We start from the raw sequence: 18,730 nt of genomic DNA, 5'->3' as shown, positions 1-18,730 counted from the left end.
CTATATGGAAACTATTGATGCAATCATTCTGGGCATAGTACAAGGACTCACAGAATTCTTACCAGTTTCTTCTAGTGGCCACCTCGAATTAGGGAAAGCTATTCTAGGTGATAAAAGTGTACCTGAAGAATCATTACTATTTACTGTTGTATTACATTTTGCCACAGCACTTAGTACGATTGTGGTTTTTAGAAAAGATATATTTAGAATCATAAAGGGATTATTTGCTTTTAAAAAAAATGAAGAAACTCTATTCTCTATAAAGATCATTATCTCTATGATTCCAGCAGTAATTGTTGGTTTATTTTTTGAAGAACAGCTAGAAAAGCTTTTTGGTAGTAATATTATGTTTGTAGGTTTTATGTTGATCATTACAGCAGCATTACTATGGTTTGCTGATAAGGCCAAAAGCACCAGAAAACCAGTAAGTAGTTCAAACGCCCTTGTGATTGGTATCGCACAAGCAATTGCAATGTTACCTGGGATTTCAAGAAGTGGAGCTACAATCTCTACTTCAGTTTTACTGGGGAATGATAAAACTAAAGCCGCACGCTTTTCTTTTTTAATGGTTATTCCTTTGATTCTGGGAAAAATAGCAAAAGACTTACTTAGTGGAGATCTTACATTCTCATCAGAAAACAGTATCCCATTAGCTATGGGCTTTATTGCAGCATTTATTTCTGGGCTCTTTGCCTGTACATGGATGATTTCGTTGGTAAAAAAGAGTAAGTTAACTTATTTTGCCGTATATTGTATTCTTGTTGGCTTATTAGCCATCATCTTTGGTTTTATTAAATAGCCCCATCTATAATGTTAACCGAACAAGACTATAAGGACGGTCAAATTCTTTTGATCGATAAGCCATTGCAATGGACATCTTTCCAAGTTGTGAATAAACTTCGTTGGCTTATTCGAAAGCAATTCAATATTAAAAAATTAAAAGTAGGACATGCAGGAACATTAGATCCTCTTGCATCAGGGTTACTTATTATCTGTACAGGAAAATTTACAAAACGTATTCAGGAATTTCAAGGGCAGGCTAAAGAATACACAGGTACAATAATGCTTGGAGCTACAACTCCATCATATGACCTGGAAACCGAAATTGATCAGACATTCTCTACCGATCACATTTCTAACGAATCAATACAAAAAGTGACTACTCAATTTACCGGAGAAATCGAGCAGTATCCACCCATTTTTTCGGCTTTAAAAAAGGATGGTAAACGATTATATGAATATGCTCGAGAGGGTGAAACTGTAGAGGTTAGTTCTAGAAAAATAACCATTGATACATTTGAAATTACCAGGATTGAATTACCTGAAGTCGATTTTAGAGTAGTTTGTAGTAAAGGAACGTACATCAGATCACTAGCACATGATTTTGGAAAAGCTTTAGATAGCGGGGCTCATTTAACGGTTTTGAGAAGAACTAAAATAGGATCATTTTCTGTCGAAGATGCTACTACAGTTCAATCTTTTGAAAATCAGTTACAAGTAAAAATTGAAACTACATAAAATATTGTAGAATAAAAGCAGTTATAGATACCTATGGAATTTATAGAAAAACATAAAGCTCTGATTATCACATCAATGTTAATGGGAATTGTTGTTCTTAGTCTTTATAATATCAATATGATTAATAAGCAAAAAGAACAGTCTGAAATTTTAATGGAAATTCCCGAGGAATTCCTTGCAGAGGAAGAAGAGCAACAACCAGAAGAGGAGCTCATCGCTCAAGAAGACAGGCAACTTGATAATGCCAGAAGAACACATGATGCATTTAATGAAGATTTTGAGGATCACGATGAAATCGAAGAGAGAATTAAATCCTTAACTGAAGCTGAGCAAGCCTCTGAAAGCGAAGAAACTCAAACAAATGAAGGTGAAGTCCCTATTGAGGAAGAAGAGAAGAAAGATAGTGATGACACCAAAAAAGAGGAAGCAAAATCAGAAGATGAAGAAACTAATAATAGAAACAGTTCCCTTACCTATAGTTTAAAAGGTAGAAAATCTGTTGATTTACCAAATCCTGTATACACTTGTAATGGAAGTGGTAAAGTCGTTGTGAAAATAGAGGTAAATAAAAACGGATATGTAATCGATACCAAGGTCGACAAAAGAAAATCAACCACTCGAAACGAGTGTCTCTTTGACAATGCAATGGATTATGCTCGTCAGGCTTTATTTTCTCGATCAGATATAGAAAAGCAAGAAGGCTCTATTACGTATTATTTTAACTATGGTGGTTAAACACTATTATAACAGGTCTATCAAATCTTCTACGATATTTGTTCCTTTATCCTTATTATACCAAACTTGTAAATCTTCTTTGAATTGCGAGTCTAAAGCACCATGCTCTGCCTTATAATCATTTACCATTTGCGTAGCAACAGAAGGTCTTGGCCCCCAAGTATTCAATACTTCTTTACTTTTATTATCGTACACTAATAATTTTGGTATTGACTTTCCTCCATTTGTTAAAAAATTATTCATTAGCTCATCATGGTCATCTCTTGAAATAATTTTTAAGTCTATTCCATTATTTAGTTCTGCTAATTTATTCACTACCGGAAGAGATTGCGCTGCATCTCCACACCAACCTTCAGTTAAAACAACCCAGGTTAAATCTAAATCAGCATTAGAAAATTTGGCTGCAACTGATTCATCAATTTTTATAGTCTTATCTAATCGCTTCATTCTGCGCTCATTAAGCATACTATAATTTGTCAACGCTTCTGTTTGATCATGACCTGTAGATTTACCTTCTGCTAACAAGTCACTTACCAAATTCTTATATTCTTCATAGGTATATGAATTAGCAATTCCTTGTTCAATTAATTCGGGTATTGTCATAGTAGTAGGTTCCATAATGTTTAATCTCAAAAATAGTTAGATTGTAAATTTATTTATTACGATTATCTTCTAATATGACGAAAATCATTTCAAAAACTTACAAATAAAGTAAATACCCTGAAAACAGTGATCATCTTTTTACTGTTAATAGTGTACTAGCAATATTATTTGTTTTTAATCTTTGTAAACACCTATGTTTTAATTTTTAAATAATAACTTTACAAGAAAGGGGCTTAAAAAATGAATGTACATTTATCCCCATACATTCCTTTTTAGCATTCTTCTACAAGCATCTGACAGAAAACATCAAACGTATGAAGAAATTAATTACCTTAATTATAGTACTTATCGCATATATATCAGGGAGAGCTCAAGAACACAAAATTTACACATCACTACAAGAAGCTCTTCTAAACAAAAATCAAGTTTATAAATTAAATTTAAGCCATACCAACCTCACTGAAATACCAAAATCTATTGTACAATTAGAACAATTACAATATCTTAACCTAGAGGGAAACAAAATAAATGAATTGTCTGATGCAATTGGAAATTTAAAAAATCTAAAAACACTTAATTTAAGAAAAAATAAACTTGTCAACTTACCAGATTCATTCTGTAATCTACAACATCTGGAAGTATTACAATTATCTGAAAATCAAATTAACAAATTACCAGAATCCATTGGAAATTTAAAAAATTTAGGTTGGGTATTTATACAAGAGAATCATATAGAAACATTACCTGAGTCTTTTGGAAATCTTACACAATTAAAAAAGCTAGATGTAACACAAAATGAGCTTACCCACTTACCAGAAACTTTTGGAAATCTCACCAGCTTACAAGAGTTTTATATTGAAGGTAATCAACTTTCTGATTTACCAGAAACCTTTGGCAACCTAAAAAGTCTGGAAGCAATAAATATCTCTAATAATCAACTTTCTGATTTACCAGAAACTTTTGGAAATCTAAAAAACCTGGAGTGGCTAATCTGTAAAGACAATAAACTGGATCATATCCCAGAAACGATTGCAAATTTATTCAAACTAAAACTTTTGTACTTAAATTCGAATAAAATTGGAGAACTCCCAAAAGCTTTAGAAAACCTTACTAAACTAAAAGATTTGAACATCTCTGGTAATAAATTGTCTACAGCTCAAAAGGAAAGAAGCAAGCAATTATTGCCCAATTGTAATATCAATTTTGAAAACAGTTATTATTCTCTACAAAAAGCATTGCAACACAAAAAAAGCGTAGACATTTTATATCTTTCTGAAAACAAACTGACTGAGCTTCCAGAATCTATTGGAGAACTCAAAAACCTGCAACAACTTTATCTAACAGATAACCAACTCGAAAATTTACCAAAGTCTATTGAAAAATTAAAAAAACTAGAAACCCTTTCTTTATCCTCTAATCGAATTATAACCTTACCCAAATTTGTAGGTAAACTTAAAAACTTACAGGAACTAAACCTTAATGATAATCAGCTTACTTCATTACCAGAAGCCATAGAAGGTTTAAAAAACTTAAAAACACTATATCTATCTGGCAACAATTTATCTGAAGCTGAAAAAGAAAGAAGCAAGCAACTACTTCCAAATTGTTCGATTGAATTTTAAAAATAAGCAGTACTTTAGATATTCAATAAAAAACCTATATAACATATGCAAAAACATAGATGTGGCTGGTGTCTTGGAGATCCTCTATACGAAGCTTATCATGACAATGAGTGGGGAGTACCTCTTCATGATGAACGCCTTTTATTTGAGTTTTTGGTGCTGGAAACTTTTCAAGCCGGGTTAAGTTGGATCACTATTTTAAGAAAGCGAGATAATTTTAGAGTGGCTTTTGATAATTTTGATTATACTATTATTGCTAATTATGGGGATACAAAAAAGGAAGAACTTCTACAAAATGCAGGGATTATTCGCAATAAATTAAAAGTAAATTCGGCAATAACCAATGCTCAGAATTTTATGAAAATCCAGCAGGAATTTGGAAGTTTCAACACATATATTTGGAGTTTTGTAAATGATAACCCCATTAAAAATAATTGGCCACACTATAAAGACTGTCCTGCTACGACAGAGATTTCTGATCGAATAAGTAAAGATTTAAAAAAACGAGGATTTAAATTTGTAGGCTCTACGGTTATGTATGCTTTTATGCAGGCAACAGGGATGGTAAATGATCATGAAATCGGTTGTTTTAGATATAACGAAGTATAATCTCCTAGCTATTGATAATTGAAACAGATGAGTGTAGTTGATTGGATTGGGTCTATTGGGGTTTTTTTAATATTGTTGGCATATTTTCTAAATATTAGCAATAAATTATCAACTAATGATTTAATGTATACGCTATTGAATTTGGTTGGTGCTGGACTTGCTTGTACTGCATCAATATTACTAAAATATATTCCTTTTATTCTATTAGAAGGAGCTTGGGCACTAGTTTCATTAGGAGTATTAATTAAATACTTCAAAAATCAATAACATCAACGCATGGCAGGAGAAACCAATTTATCTACTTTAATCAAAGAAATGTCTCCAGAGCTGCATCCTGGCGACTATGTTTTTTGTACTACAAATGAGGTTAATCAAATTCCTAGAAAGGATATTATTGGAGAGTTTAAAGAACCTGAGGGGATCACTATAATTCTAGAACGTAAAATAGCTGATCATTTTAATTTGTCTTATGAGTACGTTGCTTCATGGATAACTCTAAAAATTCATTCTTCTCTAGATGCCGTAGGACTCACTGCAGTTTTTTCTAGTGAACTTGCAAAACACAATATTAGTTGTAATGTAATTGCAGGGTATTACCATGATCATATCTTTGTTAGCAAGAAAGATGAAAATCAAGCAATTCATGCCTTAAAAACATTATCCGAAACCTATAAAGGATAATCTCAAAAAGAATTATCGCTTTACTCCAAATGCTAAATCTCCTGCATCTCCAAGACCTGGAACAATATAGCTTTTATGATTTAATTTTTCATCCACTGCAGCAATCCATAACTGTGTACTCTCTGGAAATACATCTTTTATATATGCTATTCCTTCTTCTGAACCAATCACAGACACAATATGTATTTGCTTAGGAATTCCATGATTTTTTATAGCAGCAAAAGTGTTCTCAAGTGTCTTACCTGTTGCCAACATTGGGTCTGCCAAAATCAAAGTTTTATCTTGTATTGAAGGAGATGCTAAATACTTTACAACGATTTCAAAATGATCATCTCCGTCTTGATGATCCCGATATGCAGAAATAAATGCATTTTCTGCCTTATCAAAATAATTAAGTACTCCTTGATGCAATGGTAATCCTGCTCTAAGTATAGAGCATAATACCAATTCATTATTAGGAATCGAAATATCTTTATTTCCTAAAGGCGTTTCAACTGTAGTATTTTTATAATCTAAAGTCTTACTAAGTTCATAACTTAGAATTTCACCAATACGTTCTATATTCCTCCTAAAACGCATCGTATCTTTCTGTATATTAACGTCTCTGAGTTCTAGAACAAACTGATTTAAAACTGAATTTTTTAACCCTAAATCATGAACAGTCATTATTTTATCTTTTAAAATTATTTTAAATACTCTATAAACTCATCTCTAGAAATTTCTACAGCACCCAAACTAGCCAGATGATCGGTATACACCTGACAGTCTACTAGTCGTACCTCTTTTTGCTTAAGCCACTCTACCAAGGTAATAAATCCATATTTAGAAGCATTACTTACTTTAGAAAACATACTCTCTCCACAAAATACTTTTTTATCTTCTAAAAAAATACCATACAAGCCTCCTACCAAAGTCGAATCTTCCCAAACCTCAACAGAAATAGCATATCCCAACTCATGAAGTTTTTTATATGCATTTTTCATATCGCTTGTAATCCAGGTATCTTCTTGTTCTGGTCTTTTGATCATAGCACAGGATTCTATAACACTTTCAAAATCCTTATTAAATGTTACTTCAAATCTATTTTTCCTGATAAGTTGACGCATACTTTTACTCACCTTAAGTTTTAATGGAAATAACACCATTCTAGGATCAGGACTAAACCAGAGAATTGGTTGATCATCACTATACCAGGGAAAAATACCATGATTGTATGCCTCTAATAGTCTATCTGTAGAAAGATCTCCGCCTAAGGCTAATAACCCATCACTGTCCGCATAAGTTACTGGTGGAAATTCTATTGCATCTGTTAGAACGTACAAAATATATTTATCATATGTTTATACAACGTTAAATATCAATCAGTTGTTTGAATTGATTAAAAAAATCGCAATATTTGTTAGGACCTTTTAAGATAAATTTTGTTCATCATTGCTTTTTTGAGTTTTATTAAAAGGTTAACCTAAAACCACAATAACGAAAAGTCCGATATCATAAATATCGGACTTTTTTCTTTTATTACCTTATTCTTGTATTTAGAGATTCATTTAGAACGGTAAATCATCATGTTCTTCACTAGAAAAATCTGTTGCTGGTTCAAAAGTATCTGCTGGTGGAACTGGAGGAGCAGAAGCGTTTTGAGCTGCAGGTTGCAAGTTTTCGATTCTCCATCCCTGGATAGAATTAAAATATTTAGTCTCTCCTTGAGGATTCACCCATTCACGACCTCTTAAATTAATACTTATTTTTACATCCTGACCTACCTGAAACGTGTTTAATAAGTCACATTTATCCTGAACAAACTCTACCATAATGTGTTGTGGGTATTGCTCTTCAGTTGTAACTACAATTTCTCTCTTTCTAAAACCGTTGCTCCCAAAGGTTTGTGTCTCACCGATCATCTTTACTTTACCTTGTACTTCCATCTTACTGTTATTATTATTTTGCTGCTAAAATGTTCCATGCTGTATCTATATCATCTTGATCCAAATACTGCTTTACAAATTTATGAATTTCTATTAGGTTAGCCTGCTGAATTTTATCCTTAATATCATTATGTTTATTAACAAACTCCAAAGCAGCTATTTTTTCTGGGATTTTTGCAACATTAGCAAGCTTCCCCAGATCATTTCCTGTAAAAATATCACTTCTTATCACTTCTTCTGGTAAAGAATCAACTCCAATTCCTATTGAACTTAATGGTTTTGGCACTTCAAACATTCCCATATTGGCTCTAGAGTACCAATTACCTCCCATACGTGCCACAAGATCAATCTTGTGTTGATCAATTTTATTCTCTTTATCAAGCACTTCTTCATTAATATGCATAAGCAAAACTTCACAAATAATTAGGTTTCCTGCGCCTCCTTCTTCTCCCATAGGCACAATTTGATTTACTTTACATTCGAACTGTACCGGAGATTCTCCAACGCGATAGGCCTTAACTTTCTCTGAACCTATCATCGTAAGTCCTGATTTTATAAATTCATTTATATCCTCAGCATATTCTGTACTAGATAATGACATTTGTTGCACAATATCATAGTTTACTATATTAATTACTACTTCACCTGTTAATTTTGCATTCTCTAACGTATGTTTCGTCGTATTATCTCTAACCCTTCTGGCTGGAGAAAAAATAAGGATTGGGGGATTTGCACTAAATACATTAAAGAAACTAAATGGAGATAAATTAGCCCTTCCATTTTCATCAATGGTACTAGCAAAAGCAATAGGTCTTGGACCAATAGCTCCAAGTAGTAAACCATGTAATTTTCCTGTAGAGACCTGTGATGGATCGATTGTAACCATAATTTGTTTTATATTGAACAAAGATAACCAAAGTTTAGTCTTTGATTTGCTATTCAAATTGGTTTTAGTAATCCCTTTTTATAAACAATAAAAACGTTTTAAAACGTTTATATTTAAGATTTAGTTAACAAGTCTATATGAATTTTTCTGATGAGCGTAATTTTTCAAGCTATTTTATCATTATAGCTGTTTTACTTATAACTGGCCTTGTTTTATGGAACACATCATTATTTATGCAGCGTCTTAAAGATGATGAAAGAACTAAGGTTCAGATATGGGCACAATCGCAAAAGGCCTTAAATAGCGAACAATCAGACGATTACCTTGAGCTCTCTATTATCATTGGAGCTACCAATAAATCTATCCCTATAATTATTACTGACTCCAAAGGGGATTTTGTTAGAGATTCTTTAGGAAAACCAGATCCCAGTTATTTTCAAAACTTATCTGAGAATGTAACAAACAGTGAGAGTAGGCTTCAATCTTTTTTAAAAAAATTAAAATCAGAAAATGATCCTATTGAGCTAGATCTTAAAGACACCGTTCAATACATTTACTATGGAAATTCGGATATTTTAAATAAGTTAAAATATTATCCGATGACTATCGCAATAATTATATTTTTACTCATTGGAGTAATTTATTTCTTTTTTACCACTTCTAAAGCTAGTGAACAGAACAAATTATGGGCTGGTATGGCAAAGGAAACCGCACACCAAATAGGAACACCACTATCCTCACTAGTAGGATGGAATGAGATTCTTAAGACCGAAAACGTAAACCCAGAATATATTGTAGAAATCGAAAAGGATATTGAGCGATTAAAAGTTATTACAGAACGTTTTTCTAAAATTGGTTCTGTTCCTAACCTTGAAGATGTTGATATTGTAGAAGAAACTCGAAATGCTTATACTTATCTTCAATCCAGAAGTTCTAAATTGATTAATTTTTCCCTTCACTTGCCCGAAAAGCCCATCACTGTATCTTTAAATTCTCAATTATATAGCTGGACTATTGAAAACCTTGTAAAAAACGCTATCGATGCAATGAGAGGAAAAGGAGATCTTAAAATAGATCTTACAGATGATGCAAAACGAGTTTTTATTAGAATAAAAGATACAGGAAAAGGATTATCAAAAAGTAAATTCACTAAAATTTTCGAACCTGGTTATACTTCTAAAAGCAGAGGGTGGGGATTAGGTTTATCCTTATCAAAAAGAATTATAGAAGAATATCACTTAGGAAGAATAAAAGTGCTAAAATCTGATATTGGAAAAGGCACTACTTTTCAGATCACACTTCGTAAATCCGGAGTCTCAGTATAACAATATTTTTTTCGCAACGTTATAGAATATACCAGTTTTAAACACCAAATCTTAACAAAAGTGAAAACAGAGTATATTACATTAAAAGAGGCAACACTTAATAATAATTGTCCAGAATGTTATTCAACAGATGGCATGATACTTTCTTTTAAACAAAAAAGAATAAAATCAAAACTCCTGGTAAAAACAAAAGGCAATATTATTGAAAGTATAGAATGTAATAAATGTGAAAACAAAATTTTTCCAGGGCAATGGACTATTGACATAGAACGTGTCTATGATTATCATAAAAAAACCATTACTCGTAAATCTCCATCTATACGTTTTACAAGTTTGTTTTATATCCTATTACTTTTAGTCTTGATTTTCATTGTTTTTGGATACATCTATATATCTAATCCAGATCTTCTAGGATTAGCAACTTAGACTAATAGGATTCCATTATTTTTCGGAGTTCATCGTTAATATTAAATGTCTTATCTATATTAAAATCAAAGCAGACCGCTACATCATGGCCTTCTGCACATAAAATACCGTCATCGTTATATAATCTATGGTATAATCCAAAACTAGAGTTCTTAATAAATTCTACCTTGGTCTTGATGAGCACATTTCCCGGAAAAAATAAAGGGTGTTTAAAATCACACTTTGTAGACACCAACATAGGACCTTTTTTAGTATCGGCATACATTTTCCCTAATCCTGTAACTTCCCAAAACTGAACACGTGCACTTTGCATGTATTTCATAAAATTAACATTATTCACGTGTTGGTAAGTATCCATTTCACTCCAGTCAATTCGAAGCTTCAAGGATAATTTAAAATCAGAATCCTGCATAAAGTCACATATTCGATTGAATCTCTGCTGCTAATGATTGAAAATCAGAATCTGACATTGATATTTTATGTTGAAAAGTCATTTCTTTCATTTCATTTATCGGAATAAGATGTACATGCACATGAGGCACTTCTAACCCTACAACAGCAATTCCCACACGTTTACAGGAAACTGTTTTCTCTATAGCTTTGGCTACTTTGCGAGAAAAACGCATCAATTCCAGATACATATCTTCCTCAAGGTCAAAAATTTTATCTTCTTCTTTTTTAGGAATACAAAGCGTATGTCCTCTTGCATTAGGATTAATATCCAAAAAGGCGTAAAAATTCTCGTCTTGGGTAATTAGGTGCGACGGAATCTCGCCATTTACAATTTTTGTAAACAGGGTAGGCATTCTTAAAATTTTAGTTGGTTTACGGATTGGTAATATAGTTTATTTATCTTTAAATTAAACCCATAAAAAAGCCTTTTTTAAAAAATTAAAGAAGGCTTTTAGTTTGTTTAAAAAAATATTATTATTTATTCTCTCGTAATCTCTACAACGTCAAATTTCATAATTCCATTGGGAACTTGTATTTCGGCTATTTCGCCTACACTTTTTCCCAAAAGACCTTTACCAATAGGAGAATCTACAGATATTTTTCCTGTTTTAAGATCTGCTTCGCTTTGCGCCACTAATTTATAAGTCATTTCGGCACCATTAGTTTGGTTTTTGATTTTTACAGTAGAATGTATAAGTGCTTTGGATGTGTCCAATTGGGATTCATCGATTAAACGGGCATTAGCAAGAGTTTCTTCTAATTTAGAAATTCTTAACTCTAATAATCCTTGTGCTTCTTTAGCCGCATCATATTCGGCATTCTCACTTAAATCTCCTTTATCACGTGCCTCAGCGATTGCCTGAGAAGCTTTTGGACGTTCTATATCTTTGAGTTGATTTAGTTCATCTCTTAATTTTTTTAGCCCCTCTGCAGTATAATAAGATACTTTGCTCATAACTTCATCGTTTATATAAATACAAAAAATCCCATAGGAATGGGATTTGTTATTCAAAGATAACAAAAAATTTACTGAAGACTACAAATTTACGTAATTTGGCAATACATTAATAGTGTTATGAAAAGGAATGATTATTTTAATCGTTTAAGAGTATATGTGACCTCTAAAACAATGAAAAAATACATGAAAAACAGCATATTTTTATTACAAATTTTTTTGATTCTATCTTGCAGCAGTGATAATCGAAGTGATAACAATCAATTTTTACCTCCATCTAGTATCAACTATCAGATTAACCTTAATCTTCCTCAATTCAATCCTCTTAAATTCCCTGGGAATCATCTTATTGACAGAACTGAAAATGGGAGTATAAAAGGGATTATAATTTATAATATTGATGACTCACAGTATAGTGCTTTTGAGCTTAGTGACCCTAATCACTCTCCTAATGACTGTTCTACTCAAACCGTTGAAGGAATTACTTCTACATGTGAATGTGATGATGGAAATAGTTATAATATCGTAACAGGACAGCAAACTTCTGGAGAAGGTCAATTTGGACTAAGACGATACAATATACGAAGAGACGGAAACACCTTATTTATAACCAATTAGATACACCTAAATCGCATTGAAAACATGTTTTTATGATTCTAAGAAAGATGTTATCGCCAATTATGAGCCCAATCTTTCCAGACCACATCTAATCCTTTACTTTTTAACATTTTAACAACATCTTCTGTTGAACGCTCATCAGAAATCTCGAACTGTTCTAAAGATTGTGGTGCTACCGCATACCCTCCTGGATTAGTTTTGGATTCTGCACTTATTGAAGTGATCCCCAAATTAACAATATTTTCTCTAAACACTTCGCTTTCACGAGTCGACATAGACAACTCTACATCTTCATCTAATAATCGAAAAGCACATATAAGTTGAACCAGATCTGCATCTGTCATTTCTACCTTAGGCTCTATTCCGCCACTAAATGGTCTTAACCTTGGGAATGATATTGAATATTTTGTTTTCCAATACACTTTCTGCAAATAGTTAAGATGTAATGCCGTAAAAAAACTGTCTGCTCTCCAGTCTTCTAATCCAAAAAGTGCTCCCAGACCTATTTTGTGAACCCCGGCACGTCCCAATCGATCGGGAGTTTCTAATCGATAATCAAAATTAGATTTTTTTCCCTTTGGATGATGTTTTTTATATTCTCCTCTATGATATGTTTCCTGATATACTAATACCGCATATAGGCCACTATCGATAAGCTGTTCATAATCTGGTTGATCTAATGGCTGTATTTCTATTGTAATATTTGCAAATTTTGATCTTATCAATTGTATTGCATTATCAATGTAATCAACTCCAACCGTCCTATTAGCCTCTCCTGTAACCAAAAGAATATGATCATATCCTTTAGATTTTAAAAAATCCACTTCTTTTAGGATTTCCTCATCTGTCAATGTTCTCCTAGGGATTTTATTGGTCATACTAAATCCGCAATATGTACAGATATTCTGACATTCATTACTTAAATACATTGGCGCATACATTTGAATAGTATTTCCAAATCTTTTTTTAGTAATTACTTTACTCATTTGTGCCATACGTTCTAAATATGGCTTTGCGGCAGGAGAGATTAGCGCTTTAAAATCCTCGAGATCCCTTTTGTCTTTTCCCAGTGCATGAATTACATCATCTTCTGTTTTAGACAAAATCCCAGATAGTAATGTATCCCAATCGTATTGATTGTATATATTTTTAAAACTATTCATTTAAAAAACTAGTTAACGGACTACTTGCTTCTGCCTTGTGACTAACTGGTGCCAATTTTGCATTATATGCCATACGTCCGGATTGTACAGCCATTTTAAATGCTTCTGCCATGGTTATTGGTTGTTGAGATACTGCAATAGCAGTATTAACCAATACAGCATCTGCTCCTATTTCCATAGCCAATGCAGCATGAGATGGACTTCCAATACCTGCATCTACAATCACAGGAACATTGCTTTGGTCAATTATAATCTCTAAAAATTCTAGCGTTTTCAACCCTTTATTACTACCTATAGGGGCTCCCAAGGGCATAACACACTGTGTTCCTACTTCTTCTAATCGTTTACACAATACAGGATCTGCATGAATATATGGCATTACTACAAATCCAAGTTTCACCAATTCTGAAGCTGCTTTTAAAGTTTCTATTGGGTCTGGTAATAGATATCTTGGATCTGGATGAATCTCTAATTTTATCCAATTAGTTTCTAGAGCTTCCCTTGCCAATTGCGCAGCAAAAATCGCTTCCTTAGCATCTCTAACTCCAGATGTATTAGGCAATAGATTAATTCTAGGATGATCCAGATGGTTTAATATATCATCATTTTTATCATTAACATCTACACGTTTTAATGCCACAGTAATCAGTTCACTTTCTGCGGCAAGCAAAGCTTTACGCATTACTTGGGCTGCGCTAAATTTTCCCGTTCCTGTAAATAATCTAGATGAAAATTCTTTATCGGCAATTCTTAATACATCCATTATTTAGCAATTTGTATTTTTATGTTTTGAATCTTTTTTTCCAGATCCTCTTGATTTGTTAACATTCCTGAAACGGCAATCCCAGAAACCCCGGTCTTTATAATATCTGATATATCTTTTTCGACAATTCCTCCTATAGCTACAATCGGTATTTTAGAGTTTTTACTAACTTCTTTTAAAATAGCCTTGTATCCCTCAGATCCCAGTACAGGGCTTAATTTCTTTTTGGTGGTTGTATATCTAAATGGGCCTAAACCAATATAATCAACTCCATCCTGTATATGCTGCATACAATCAGCTACTGTATTTGCTGTTCCTCCAATAATAAAATTATCTCCAAGAATTTTTCTAGCTTCTCGAGGGTTCATATCATTTAAACCCAGATGAATTCCATCAGCCATAGCTGCTTTAGCAACACCTACATTATCATTAATAATCAAAATAGAACCATATTGATCACATATATCTCTAGCTTTTAATGCAGTATGTAAATACGTAGCCATATCCTCATCCTTAAGGCGAAATTGCACCCATTTACATCCTGCAGCACAAACTTCTTCTATATTCTCAAGGTGCTCTTGAGGTGTTTTTCCCTGGGATATATATTGTAAATTAACCTCTTTCATAATTTCAATTTCTAAACTCTATGATATCCCAACAAAGTGTCATTCGAACTCAATACTTTTTCTGTATATCTTTTTGCTCTAAAACAAGCTTTTAATAATGGAAAACCTAATCCTAAATATGTTGTTACTGCTGAAGAAAGAACACAACCACTTCCATGTTTTTCTGATACATTCTGTTCTTTAGCGTTAAGAGTAAAACGTTTTCCTTTTCTGGTATATAATTCATCTTTACCTACATTTTCTTTTCGATGACCTCCTTTTAACAATAGATTTGTTTTATCACTAATATGCACTATTGTTTCTTCAATAGTTTTATCTGTATATAACTTTTCTATTTCCTGATAGTTTGGTGTTAGCAGATAGATTTTTTCTAATATCTGTTCAAAATTATTTTGTTTTACATCCAGATCACTAGAATCATTGTTTGATTTATGAAAATCAAAATCTGAACTTGATTTTAATATTGGATCCAATATGATTTTGATCTTTTTATTTTTTTCTATCAGAACATCAATGATCTCATTCAATACATTCCAATTTTGAACAATTCCAATCTTTACAAATTCTATAGTAAATCGATCAAAAAGTATTTCAATTTGATGTTTAATCATTTCAACATCTACCCAATAACACGTTTTAAGTTCAATATCATTCTGAATCGTATTTGCAGTACACACAGCCAAACCATATCCTTTTATCGCTTCAATAGTTTTAACGTCTGCTACAAGTCCAGCTCCTCCAGATGGATCAAAACCTGCAATAGTAAGGATATATGGTCTATTCTTCATATCTAGGTATCCTTTATTACTTTAGAATGTGCTTCTTTTATTCTCAAAAAACTATGCAATGGTATTTCGGTATTCCAAATACCCCCTAAAACACCAACTCCTTTGAATCCAAGATCAAATGTTGCCTGCAACGTCTCGTCATTAATACCTCCCATGCCCACAACAAATTCATCCAGATCTGTGACATCAAATCCTTTTCCCTTATAACCTTCTTTAGAAATTGAACTAAAAACAGGGCTCAATAGCACATATTCGAAATCAATACTGCAATTTTTGATATCATCTTTAGCATGAAAAGAACTACTCACTTTAAAGTTATTTGCTGTATAACCATTGACATATTCTTCCAATTTTTCATCTAAATCTAATCTCGGTTGTTCTTGAATATGAATCCCTCTTAGTTTAAACTCCTCACATAGCTCATGAAACTGATGTATCATAATACGATTATAATACTTGGAATCAATTTTACGAAGTAGTGCTCTATACCCTTCTATATCAAAGGTTGGCTTTCTATAATGGAGCACTTCCAGACCATTCTGAAATAATAAATTAATGGATTCGGCTTCATTTTCTAATTCTCGCTCTGAGGTTAGTACTATTATCATAATTTCAAACTTAAAGAAGGAAGTTTGAGAGGCGAGATAGGATACACTTCGACAAGCTCAGTGTGACAATCTCACAACCACACCCCTCAAACCTACAACCTATTTATAAGTATACTTCGCTTCCTTTTTCTTTAAATTCTTCTGCTTTTTCTTGCATTCCTGCTTCTAGTGCTTTTTGGTCATCTATTTCCTTCTTGGCAGCATATTCTCTTACTTCCTGAGATATCTTCATAGAACAGAATTTTGGACCACACATACTACAGAAATGAGCTATTTTTGCACCTTCTGCTGGTAAAGTTTCATCGTGATATTCTCTTGCTCTTTCTGGGTCCAAGGCTAAGTTAAACTGATCTTCCCAACGGAATTCAAAACGGGCTTTACTTAATGCATCATCCCTATGTTGTGCTCCCGGATGTCCTTTGGCCAAATCTGCAGCATGTGCTGCCAATTTATATGTAATTACTCCAACTCGTACATCTTCTTTGTTTGGTAATCCAAGGTGCTCTTTTGGTGTTACATAGCATAACATAGCAGTACCATACCACCCAATCATTGCAGCTCCGATTCCCGAGGTAATATGATCATAACCTGGAGCAATATCTGTAGTTAATGGTCCTAATGTATAAAAAGGAGCTTCTCCACAAGCTTCCAGCTGCTTATCCATATTCGCTTTAATCATATGCATTGGCACATGACCAGGTCCTTCTATAAAGGTTTGCACATCATGTTTCCATGCTATTTTGGTTAATTCACCAAGCGTTTCTAATTCTGCAAACTGTGCTTCATCATTAGCATCTGCGATACAACCTGGTCGTAATCCATCTCCAAGAGAGAAAGCAACGTCATAAGCTTTCATGATTTCGCAGATTTCTTCGAAATGTGTGTATAAGAAACTTTCTTTATGATGTGCCAAACACCATTTGGCCATTATTGATCCTCCACGAGAAACAATCCCGGTAATGCGCTTTGCAGTCATCGGTACATAAGCAAGACGTACTCCTGCATGAATCGTAAAATAATCTACACCCTGCTCTGCCTGCTCAATCAATGTATCTTTAAAAATTTCCCAGGTAAGATCTTCGGCTTTACCATTTACTTTTTCTAATGCCTGGTAAATAGGAACAGTCCCAATTGGAACAGGAGAATTACGAATAATCCATTCGCGAGTTTCATGAATATTTTTACCCGTAGAAAGATCCATAATATTATCTGCTCCCCATCTACATGCCCAAACTGCTTTTTCTACTTCTTCTTCAATACTAGAAGTAGTCGCAGAGTTACCGATATTAGCATTTATTTTAACCAAAAAGTTTCTCCCTAAAATCATAGGTTCACTTTCTGGGTGATTTATATTAGATGGTATTACAGCTCTACCTCTTGCCACCTCTTCTCTTACAAATTCTGCAGTTATTACTTCTGGAATACTAGCTCCAAAATCTTGTCCTGGATGTTGTTTGGAGAGACGCTTAACTTCTTGTATTTTTTGATTTTCACGAATTGCAACATATTCCATTTCTGGAGTTATAATGCCTTGCTTTGCATAATACATCTGTGAAACATTCTTTCCTTGTTTTGCTCTCTTTGGTTTACGTAAATGATTAAATCTTAAGTGATCTAAACTAGAATCATTAAGCCTTTGGTTACAATACTCTGAAGAAAAACCACTCAACTCCTCGACGTCACCTCTATCCAAAACCCATTGTTCTCGTATGGGTTCTATACCATCATGCACATTAATCTCTTTTGAAGGATCGGTATAAGGACCACTGGTATCATACACCGTTACTGCAGGATTAGGTGTTTTTTTACCCGTAAAGCTATCTGTAGTATCATCCAAAGAAATCTCTCGCATAGCCACATTGATTTGTGGGTGGATATTTCCTGATACATATATCTTTTTAGAATTTGGAAATGGTGTTGTAGAAATTACTTTTTCTTGTGGTGCAGTATCTTTTTTCTTCATTTTATAATATTTTGCATGAATAATTAATAGCTTCGAGTAGGATAAATCATTAGTTTTCTAAAAGAATTTCTATCCCCCTTGTGTAGCCTTGATAATAGTTACCTGATCTTCTTTTTGTACTTGTATTTCATTCCATTTCTCTTTTGAAATAATTTCATTGTTGATAGCAATAGCAATTCCTTTAGCAACAATATCTAATTGTTCTAACAATGCTGAAATAGAACTATTTTCTGAAATGGACTGATTTTGATTGTTAACGTTTACGGTCATCATTTTTTAGATTAAATCCATAAACTTTAGGTAAGACTACCTATTTGACAAGAAAAATCACATGATATACCCTGTGATATTAACTTTTCCCTTCGTCGGTACTAACCGCATCAGGTTCAAAGGGTTTTTCTCAGAATTCGTCATAACGAAGACACCCCTAAAGTTTAGGTTATAAAAGTAATAAAACTCAAGT

Annotated in this window: 25 protein-coding genes and 1 riboswitch; of the genes, 10 read left to right on the top strand and 15 right to left on the bottom strand. The window is 33.0% G+C overall.

The features are described from left to right. Nucleotides 1–4: 4 nt before the first annotated feature. Genes PQF96_RS07940 through PQF96_RS07930 form a run of 3 tightly spaced genes read left to right on the top strand, consistent with a single transcriptional unit; the run spans nt 5 to nt 2,253 of the window. Nucleotides 5–799, top strand: a complete 795-nt coding sequence (locus PQF96_RS07940; protein ID WP_109434390.1) for an undecaprenyl-diphosphate phosphatase — start codon at nt 5–7, stop codon at nt 797–799. Between the two features lie 11 nt (nt 800–810). Next, a complete protein-coding gene (truB, locus tag PQF96_RS07935) occupies nt 811–1,518 on the top strand; it encodes a tRNA pseudouridine(55) synthase TruB (RefSeq protein ID WP_271765683.1) in 708 nt (235 codons plus the stop codon). A 33-nt stretch (nt 1,519–1,551) separates the two neighbouring features. Beyond that, nucleotides 1,552–2,253 (top strand): hypothetical protein, encoded by a 702-nt coding sequence (locus tag PQF96_RS07930; RefSeq protein ID WP_109434392.1) that lies wholly within the window; start codon nt 1,552–1,554, stop codon nt 2,251–2,253. A 6-nt stretch (nt 2,254–2,259) separates the two neighbouring features. Here PQF96_RS07930 and PQF96_RS07925 read toward each other — a convergent pair whose 3' ends face one another. Continuing rightward, nucleotides 2,260–2,871, bottom strand: a complete 612-nt coding sequence (locus tag PQF96_RS07925; RefSeq protein ID WP_271765682.1) for a thioredoxin family protein — start codon at nt 2,869–2,871, stop codon at nt 2,260–2,262. 299 nt (nt 2,872–3,170) lie between these two features. On the opposite strand from PQF96_RS07925, the gene PQF96_RS07920 reads away from it, so the two are divergent. The 4 genes from PQF96_RS07920 to PQF96_RS07905 are packed head-to-tail and all read left to right on the top strand — an operon-like array spanning nt 3,171 to nt 5,768. After that, a complete protein-coding gene (locus PQF96_RS07920) occupies nt 3,171–4,478 on the top strand; it encodes a leucine-rich repeat domain-containing protein (RefSeq protein ID WP_271765681.1) in 1,308 nt (435 codons plus the stop codon). Between the two features lie 45 nt (nt 4,479–4,523). Beyond that, nucleotides 4,524–5,087, top strand: coding sequence for a DNA-3-methyladenine glycosylase I (locus PQF96_RS07915; protein WP_271765680.1), 564 nt, complete (start codon nt 4,524–4,526; stop codon nt 5,085–5,087). A gap of 27 nt (nt 5,088–5,114) precedes the next feature. After that, nucleotides 5,115–5,354, top strand: coding sequence for a CBU_0592 family membrane protein (locus PQF96_RS07910; RefSeq protein ID WP_271765679.1), 240 nt, complete (start codon nt 5,115–5,117; stop codon nt 5,352–5,354). 9 nt (nt 5,355–5,363) lie between these two features. Then, a complete protein-coding gene (locus tag PQF96_RS07905; protein ID WP_271765678.1) occupies nt 5,364–5,768 on the top strand; it encodes an ACT domain-containing protein in 405 nt (134 codons plus the stop codon). A 12-nt stretch (nt 5,769–5,780) separates the two neighbouring features. Here PQF96_RS07905 and upp read toward each other — a convergent pair whose 3' ends face one another. The 4 genes from upp to PQF96_RS07885 form a co-directional block, all read right to left on the bottom strand. Next, nucleotides 5,781–6,434 (bottom strand): uracil phosphoribosyltransferase, encoded by a 654-nt coding sequence (upp, locus tag PQF96_RS07900; protein WP_271765677.1) that lies wholly within the window; start codon nt 6,432–6,434, stop codon nt 5,781–5,783. A 17-nt stretch (nt 6,435–6,451) separates the two neighbouring features. Continuing rightward, the gene (gene aat / locus PQF96_RS07895) at nt 6,452–7,090 is read right to left on the bottom strand and encodes a leucyl/phenylalanyl-tRNA--protein transferase (RefSeq protein WP_271765676.1); all 639 of its coding nucleotides are present in this window, start codon (nt 7,088–7,090) and stop codon (nt 6,452–6,454) included. Between the two features lie 225 nt (nt 7,091–7,315). Then, nucleotides 7,316–7,693: a DUF3127 domain-containing protein gene (locus PQF96_RS07890; RefSeq protein WP_109434398.1), complete on the bottom strand. Its 378-nt coding sequence runs from the start codon at nt 7,691–7,693 to the stop codon at nt 7,316–7,318. A gap of 13 nt (nt 7,694–7,706) precedes the next feature. Continuing rightward, entirely contained in the window at nt 7,707–8,579 is an 873-nt protein-coding gene (locus PQF96_RS07885) for a flavin reductase family protein (protein ID WP_271765675.1), read from the bottom strand. A 137-nt stretch (nt 8,580–8,716) separates the two neighbouring features. Between PQF96_RS07885 and PQF96_RS07880 the strand changes: the two genes are divergently transcribed. Together PQF96_RS07880 and PQF96_RS07875 are read left to right on the top strand one after the other, a co-directional pair. Next, nucleotides 8,717–9,904 carry a sensor histidine kinase gene (locus PQF96_RS07880; RefSeq protein ID WP_109434400.1) on the top strand — a complete coding sequence of 396 codons (1,188 nt, stop codon included), beginning with the start codon at nt 8,717–8,719 and terminating at the stop codon, nt 9,902–9,904. A gap of 60 nt (nt 9,905–9,964) precedes the next feature. Beyond that, nucleotides 9,965–10,330, top strand: a complete 366-nt coding sequence (locus PQF96_RS07875) for a hypothetical protein (RefSeq protein WP_109434401.1) — start codon at nt 9,965–9,967, stop codon at nt 10,328–10,330. 1 nt (nt 10,331) lies between these two features. Here the strand turns inward: PQF96_RS07875 and PQF96_RS07870 are convergent, their stop codons facing one another. From PQF96_RS07870 to greA, 3 genes are all read right to left on the bottom strand, one after another. Further along, a complete protein-coding gene (locus PQF96_RS07870) occupies nt 10,332–10,742 on the bottom strand; it encodes an acyl-CoA thioesterase (RefSeq protein WP_271765674.1) in 411 nt (136 codons plus the stop codon). A gap of 4 nt (nt 10,743–10,746) precedes the next feature. Then, nucleotides 10,747–11,136, bottom strand: coding sequence for an HIT family protein (locus tag PQF96_RS07865; RefSeq protein ID WP_109434403.1), 390 nt, complete (start codon nt 11,134–11,136; stop codon nt 10,747–10,749). A 125-nt stretch (nt 11,137–11,261) separates the two neighbouring features. Then, a complete protein-coding gene (greA, locus tag PQF96_RS07860; protein WP_109434404.1) occupies nt 11,262–11,738 on the bottom strand; it encodes a transcription elongation factor GreA in 477 nt (158 codons plus the stop codon). Nucleotides 11,739–11,924: 186 nt separating this feature from the next. Between greA and PQF96_RS07855 the strand changes: the two genes are divergently transcribed. After that, entirely contained in the window at nt 11,925–12,356 is a 432-nt protein-coding gene (locus tag PQF96_RS07855; protein WP_271765673.1) for a Rieske (2Fe-2S) protein, read from the top strand. A gap of 50 nt (nt 12,357–12,406) precedes the next feature. Here PQF96_RS07855 and thiH read toward each other — a convergent pair whose 3' ends face one another. From thiH to thiS, 7 genes are all read right to left on the bottom strand, one after another. Then, a complete protein-coding gene (thiH, locus tag PQF96_RS07850) occupies nt 12,407–13,519 on the bottom strand; it encodes a 2-iminoacetate synthase ThiH (protein WP_271765672.1) in 1,113 nt (370 codons plus the stop codon). Then, nucleotides 13,512–14,282, bottom strand: a complete 771-nt coding sequence (locus PQF96_RS07845; RefSeq protein ID WP_408629605.1) for a thiazole synthase — start codon at nt 14,280–14,282, stop codon at nt 13,512–13,514. Before PQF96_RS07845 ends, thiH begins: the two co-directional genes overlap by 8 nt. Next, the gene (locus PQF96_RS07840; RefSeq protein ID WP_271765671.1) at nt 14,282–14,908 is read right to left on the bottom strand and encodes a thiamine phosphate synthase; all 627 of its coding nucleotides are present in this window, start codon (nt 14,906–14,908) and stop codon (nt 14,282–14,284) included. Before PQF96_RS07840 ends, PQF96_RS07845 begins: the two co-directional genes overlap by 1 nt. Nucleotides 14,909–14,919: 11 nt before the next feature. Beyond that, nucleotides 14,920–15,696, bottom strand: a complete 777-nt coding sequence (locus PQF96_RS07835) for a hydroxymethylpyrimidine/phosphomethylpyrimidine kinase (protein ID WP_271765670.1) — start codon at nt 15,694–15,696, stop codon at nt 14,920–14,922. 2 nt (nt 15,697–15,698) lie between these two features. Further along, nucleotides 15,699–16,304 carry a thiamine phosphate synthase gene (locus PQF96_RS07830; RefSeq protein ID WP_271765669.1) on the bottom strand — a complete coding sequence of 202 codons (606 nt, stop codon included), beginning with the start codon at nt 16,302–16,304 and terminating at the stop codon, nt 15,699–15,701. Nucleotides 16,305–16,407: 103 nt separating this feature from the next. Next, nucleotides 16,408–18,267, bottom strand: coding sequence for a phosphomethylpyrimidine synthase ThiC (gene thiC, locus PQF96_RS07825; protein WP_109434411.1), 1,860 nt, complete (start codon nt 18,265–18,267; stop codon nt 16,408–16,410). A 69-nt stretch (nt 18,268–18,336) separates the two neighbouring features. After that, nucleotides 18,337–18,540 (bottom strand): sulfur carrier protein ThiS, encoded by a 204-nt coding sequence (thiS, locus tag PQF96_RS07820; RefSeq protein WP_109434412.1) that lies wholly within the window; start codon nt 18,538–18,540, stop codon nt 18,337–18,339. A gap of 67 nt (nt 18,541–18,607) precedes the next feature. Continuing rightward, a riboswitch (TPP riboswitch) is annotated at nt 18,608–18,706 on the bottom strand. Between the last annotated feature and the right edge of the window lie 24 nt (nt 18,707–18,730).

It is taken from the genome of Aquimarina algiphila (assembly GCF_947494415.1).
Lineage (GTDB): Bacteria > Bacteroidota > Bacteroidia > Flavobacteriales > Flavobacteriaceae > Aquimarina > Aquimarina algiphila.
This window is presented reverse-complemented; position numbering and strand designations above follow the sequence as displayed.

Excerpts from the sequence above, each read along its gene's own strand:
- PQF96_RS07940 (WP_109434390.1), top strand. The coding sequence starts at position 5 with ATGGAAACTATTGATGCAATCATTCTGGGCATAGTACAAGGACTCACA.
- truB (WP_271765683.1), top strand. The coding sequence starts at position 811 with ATGTTAACCGAACAAGACTATAAGGACGGTCAAATTCTTTTGATCGAT.
- PQF96_RS07930 (WP_109434392.1), top strand. The coding sequence starts at position 1,552 with ATGGAATTTATAGAAAAACATAAAGCTCTGATTATCACATCAATGTTA.
- PQF96_RS07925 (WP_271765682.1), bottom strand. The coding sequence starts at position 2,871 with ATGGAACCTACTACTATGACAATACCCGAATTAATTGAACAAGGAATT.
- PQF96_RS07920 (WP_271765681.1), top strand. The coding sequence starts at position 3,171 with ATGAAGAAATTAATTACCTTAATTATAGTACTTATCGCATATATATCA.
- PQF96_RS07915 (WP_271765680.1), top strand. The coding sequence starts at position 4,524 with ATGCAAAAACATAGATGTGGCTGGTGTCTTGGAGATCCTCTATACGAA.
- PQF96_RS07910 (WP_271765679.1), top strand. The coding sequence starts at position 5,115 with ATGAGTGTAGTTGATTGGATTGGGTCTATTGGGGTTTTTTTAATATTG.
- PQF96_RS07905 (WP_271765678.1), top strand. The coding sequence starts at position 5,364 with ATGGCAGGAGAAACCAATTTATCTACTTTAATCAAAGAAATGTCTCCA.
- upp (WP_271765677.1), bottom strand. The coding sequence starts at position 6,434 with ATGACTGTTCATGATTTAGGGTTAAAAAATTCAGTTTTAAATCAGTTT.
- PQF96_RS07890 (WP_109434398.1), bottom strand. The coding sequence starts at position 7,693 with ATGGAAGTACAAGGTAAAGTAAAGATGATCGGTGAGACACAAACCTTT.
- PQF96_RS07885 (WP_271765675.1), bottom strand. The coding sequence starts at position 8,579 with ATGGTTACAATCGATCCATCACAGGTCTCTACAGGAAAATTACATGGT.
- PQF96_RS07880 (WP_109434400.1), top strand. The coding sequence starts at position 8,717 with ATGAATTTTTCTGATGAGCGTAATTTTTCAAGCTATTTTATCATTATA.
- PQF96_RS07870 (WP_271765674.1), bottom strand. The coding sequence starts at position 10,742 with ATGCAGGATTCTGATTTTAAATTATCCTTGAAGCTTCGAATTGACTGG.
- PQF96_RS07865 (WP_109434403.1), bottom strand. The coding sequence starts at position 11,136 with ATGCCTACCCTGTTTACAAAAATTGTAAATGGCGAGATTCCGTCGCAC.
- greA (WP_109434404.1), bottom strand. The coding sequence starts at position 11,738 with ATGAGCAAAGTATCTTATTATACTGCAGAGGGGCTAAAAAAATTAAGA.
- PQF96_RS07855 (WP_271765673.1), top strand. The coding sequence starts at position 11,925 with ATGAAAAACAGCATATTTTTATTACAAATTTTTTTGATTCTATCTTGC.
- thiH (WP_271765672.1), bottom strand. The coding sequence starts at position 13,519 with ATGAATAGTTTTAAAAATATATACAATCAATACGATTGGGATACATTA.
- PQF96_RS07845 (WP_408629605.1), bottom strand. The coding sequence starts at position 14,282 with ATGGATGTATTAAGAATTGCCGATAAAGAATTTTCATCTAGATTATTT.
- PQF96_RS07840 (WP_271765671.1), bottom strand. The coding sequence starts at position 14,908 with ATGAAAGAGGTTAATTTACAATATATATCCCAGGGAAAAACACCTCAA.
- PQF96_RS07835 (WP_271765670.1), bottom strand. The coding sequence starts at position 15,696 with ATGAAGAATAGACCATATATCCTTACTATTGCAGGTTTTGATCCATCT.
- PQF96_RS07830 (WP_271765669.1), bottom strand. The coding sequence starts at position 16,304 with ATGATAATAGTACTAACCTCAGAGCGAGAATTAGAAAATGAAGCCGAA.
- thiC (WP_109434411.1), bottom strand. The coding sequence starts at position 18,267 with ATGAAGAAAAAAGATACTGCACCACAAGAAAAAGTAATTTCTACAACA.
- thiS (WP_109434412.1), bottom strand. The coding sequence starts at position 18,540 with ATGATGACCGTAAACGTTAACAATCAAAATCAGTCCATTTCAGAAAAT.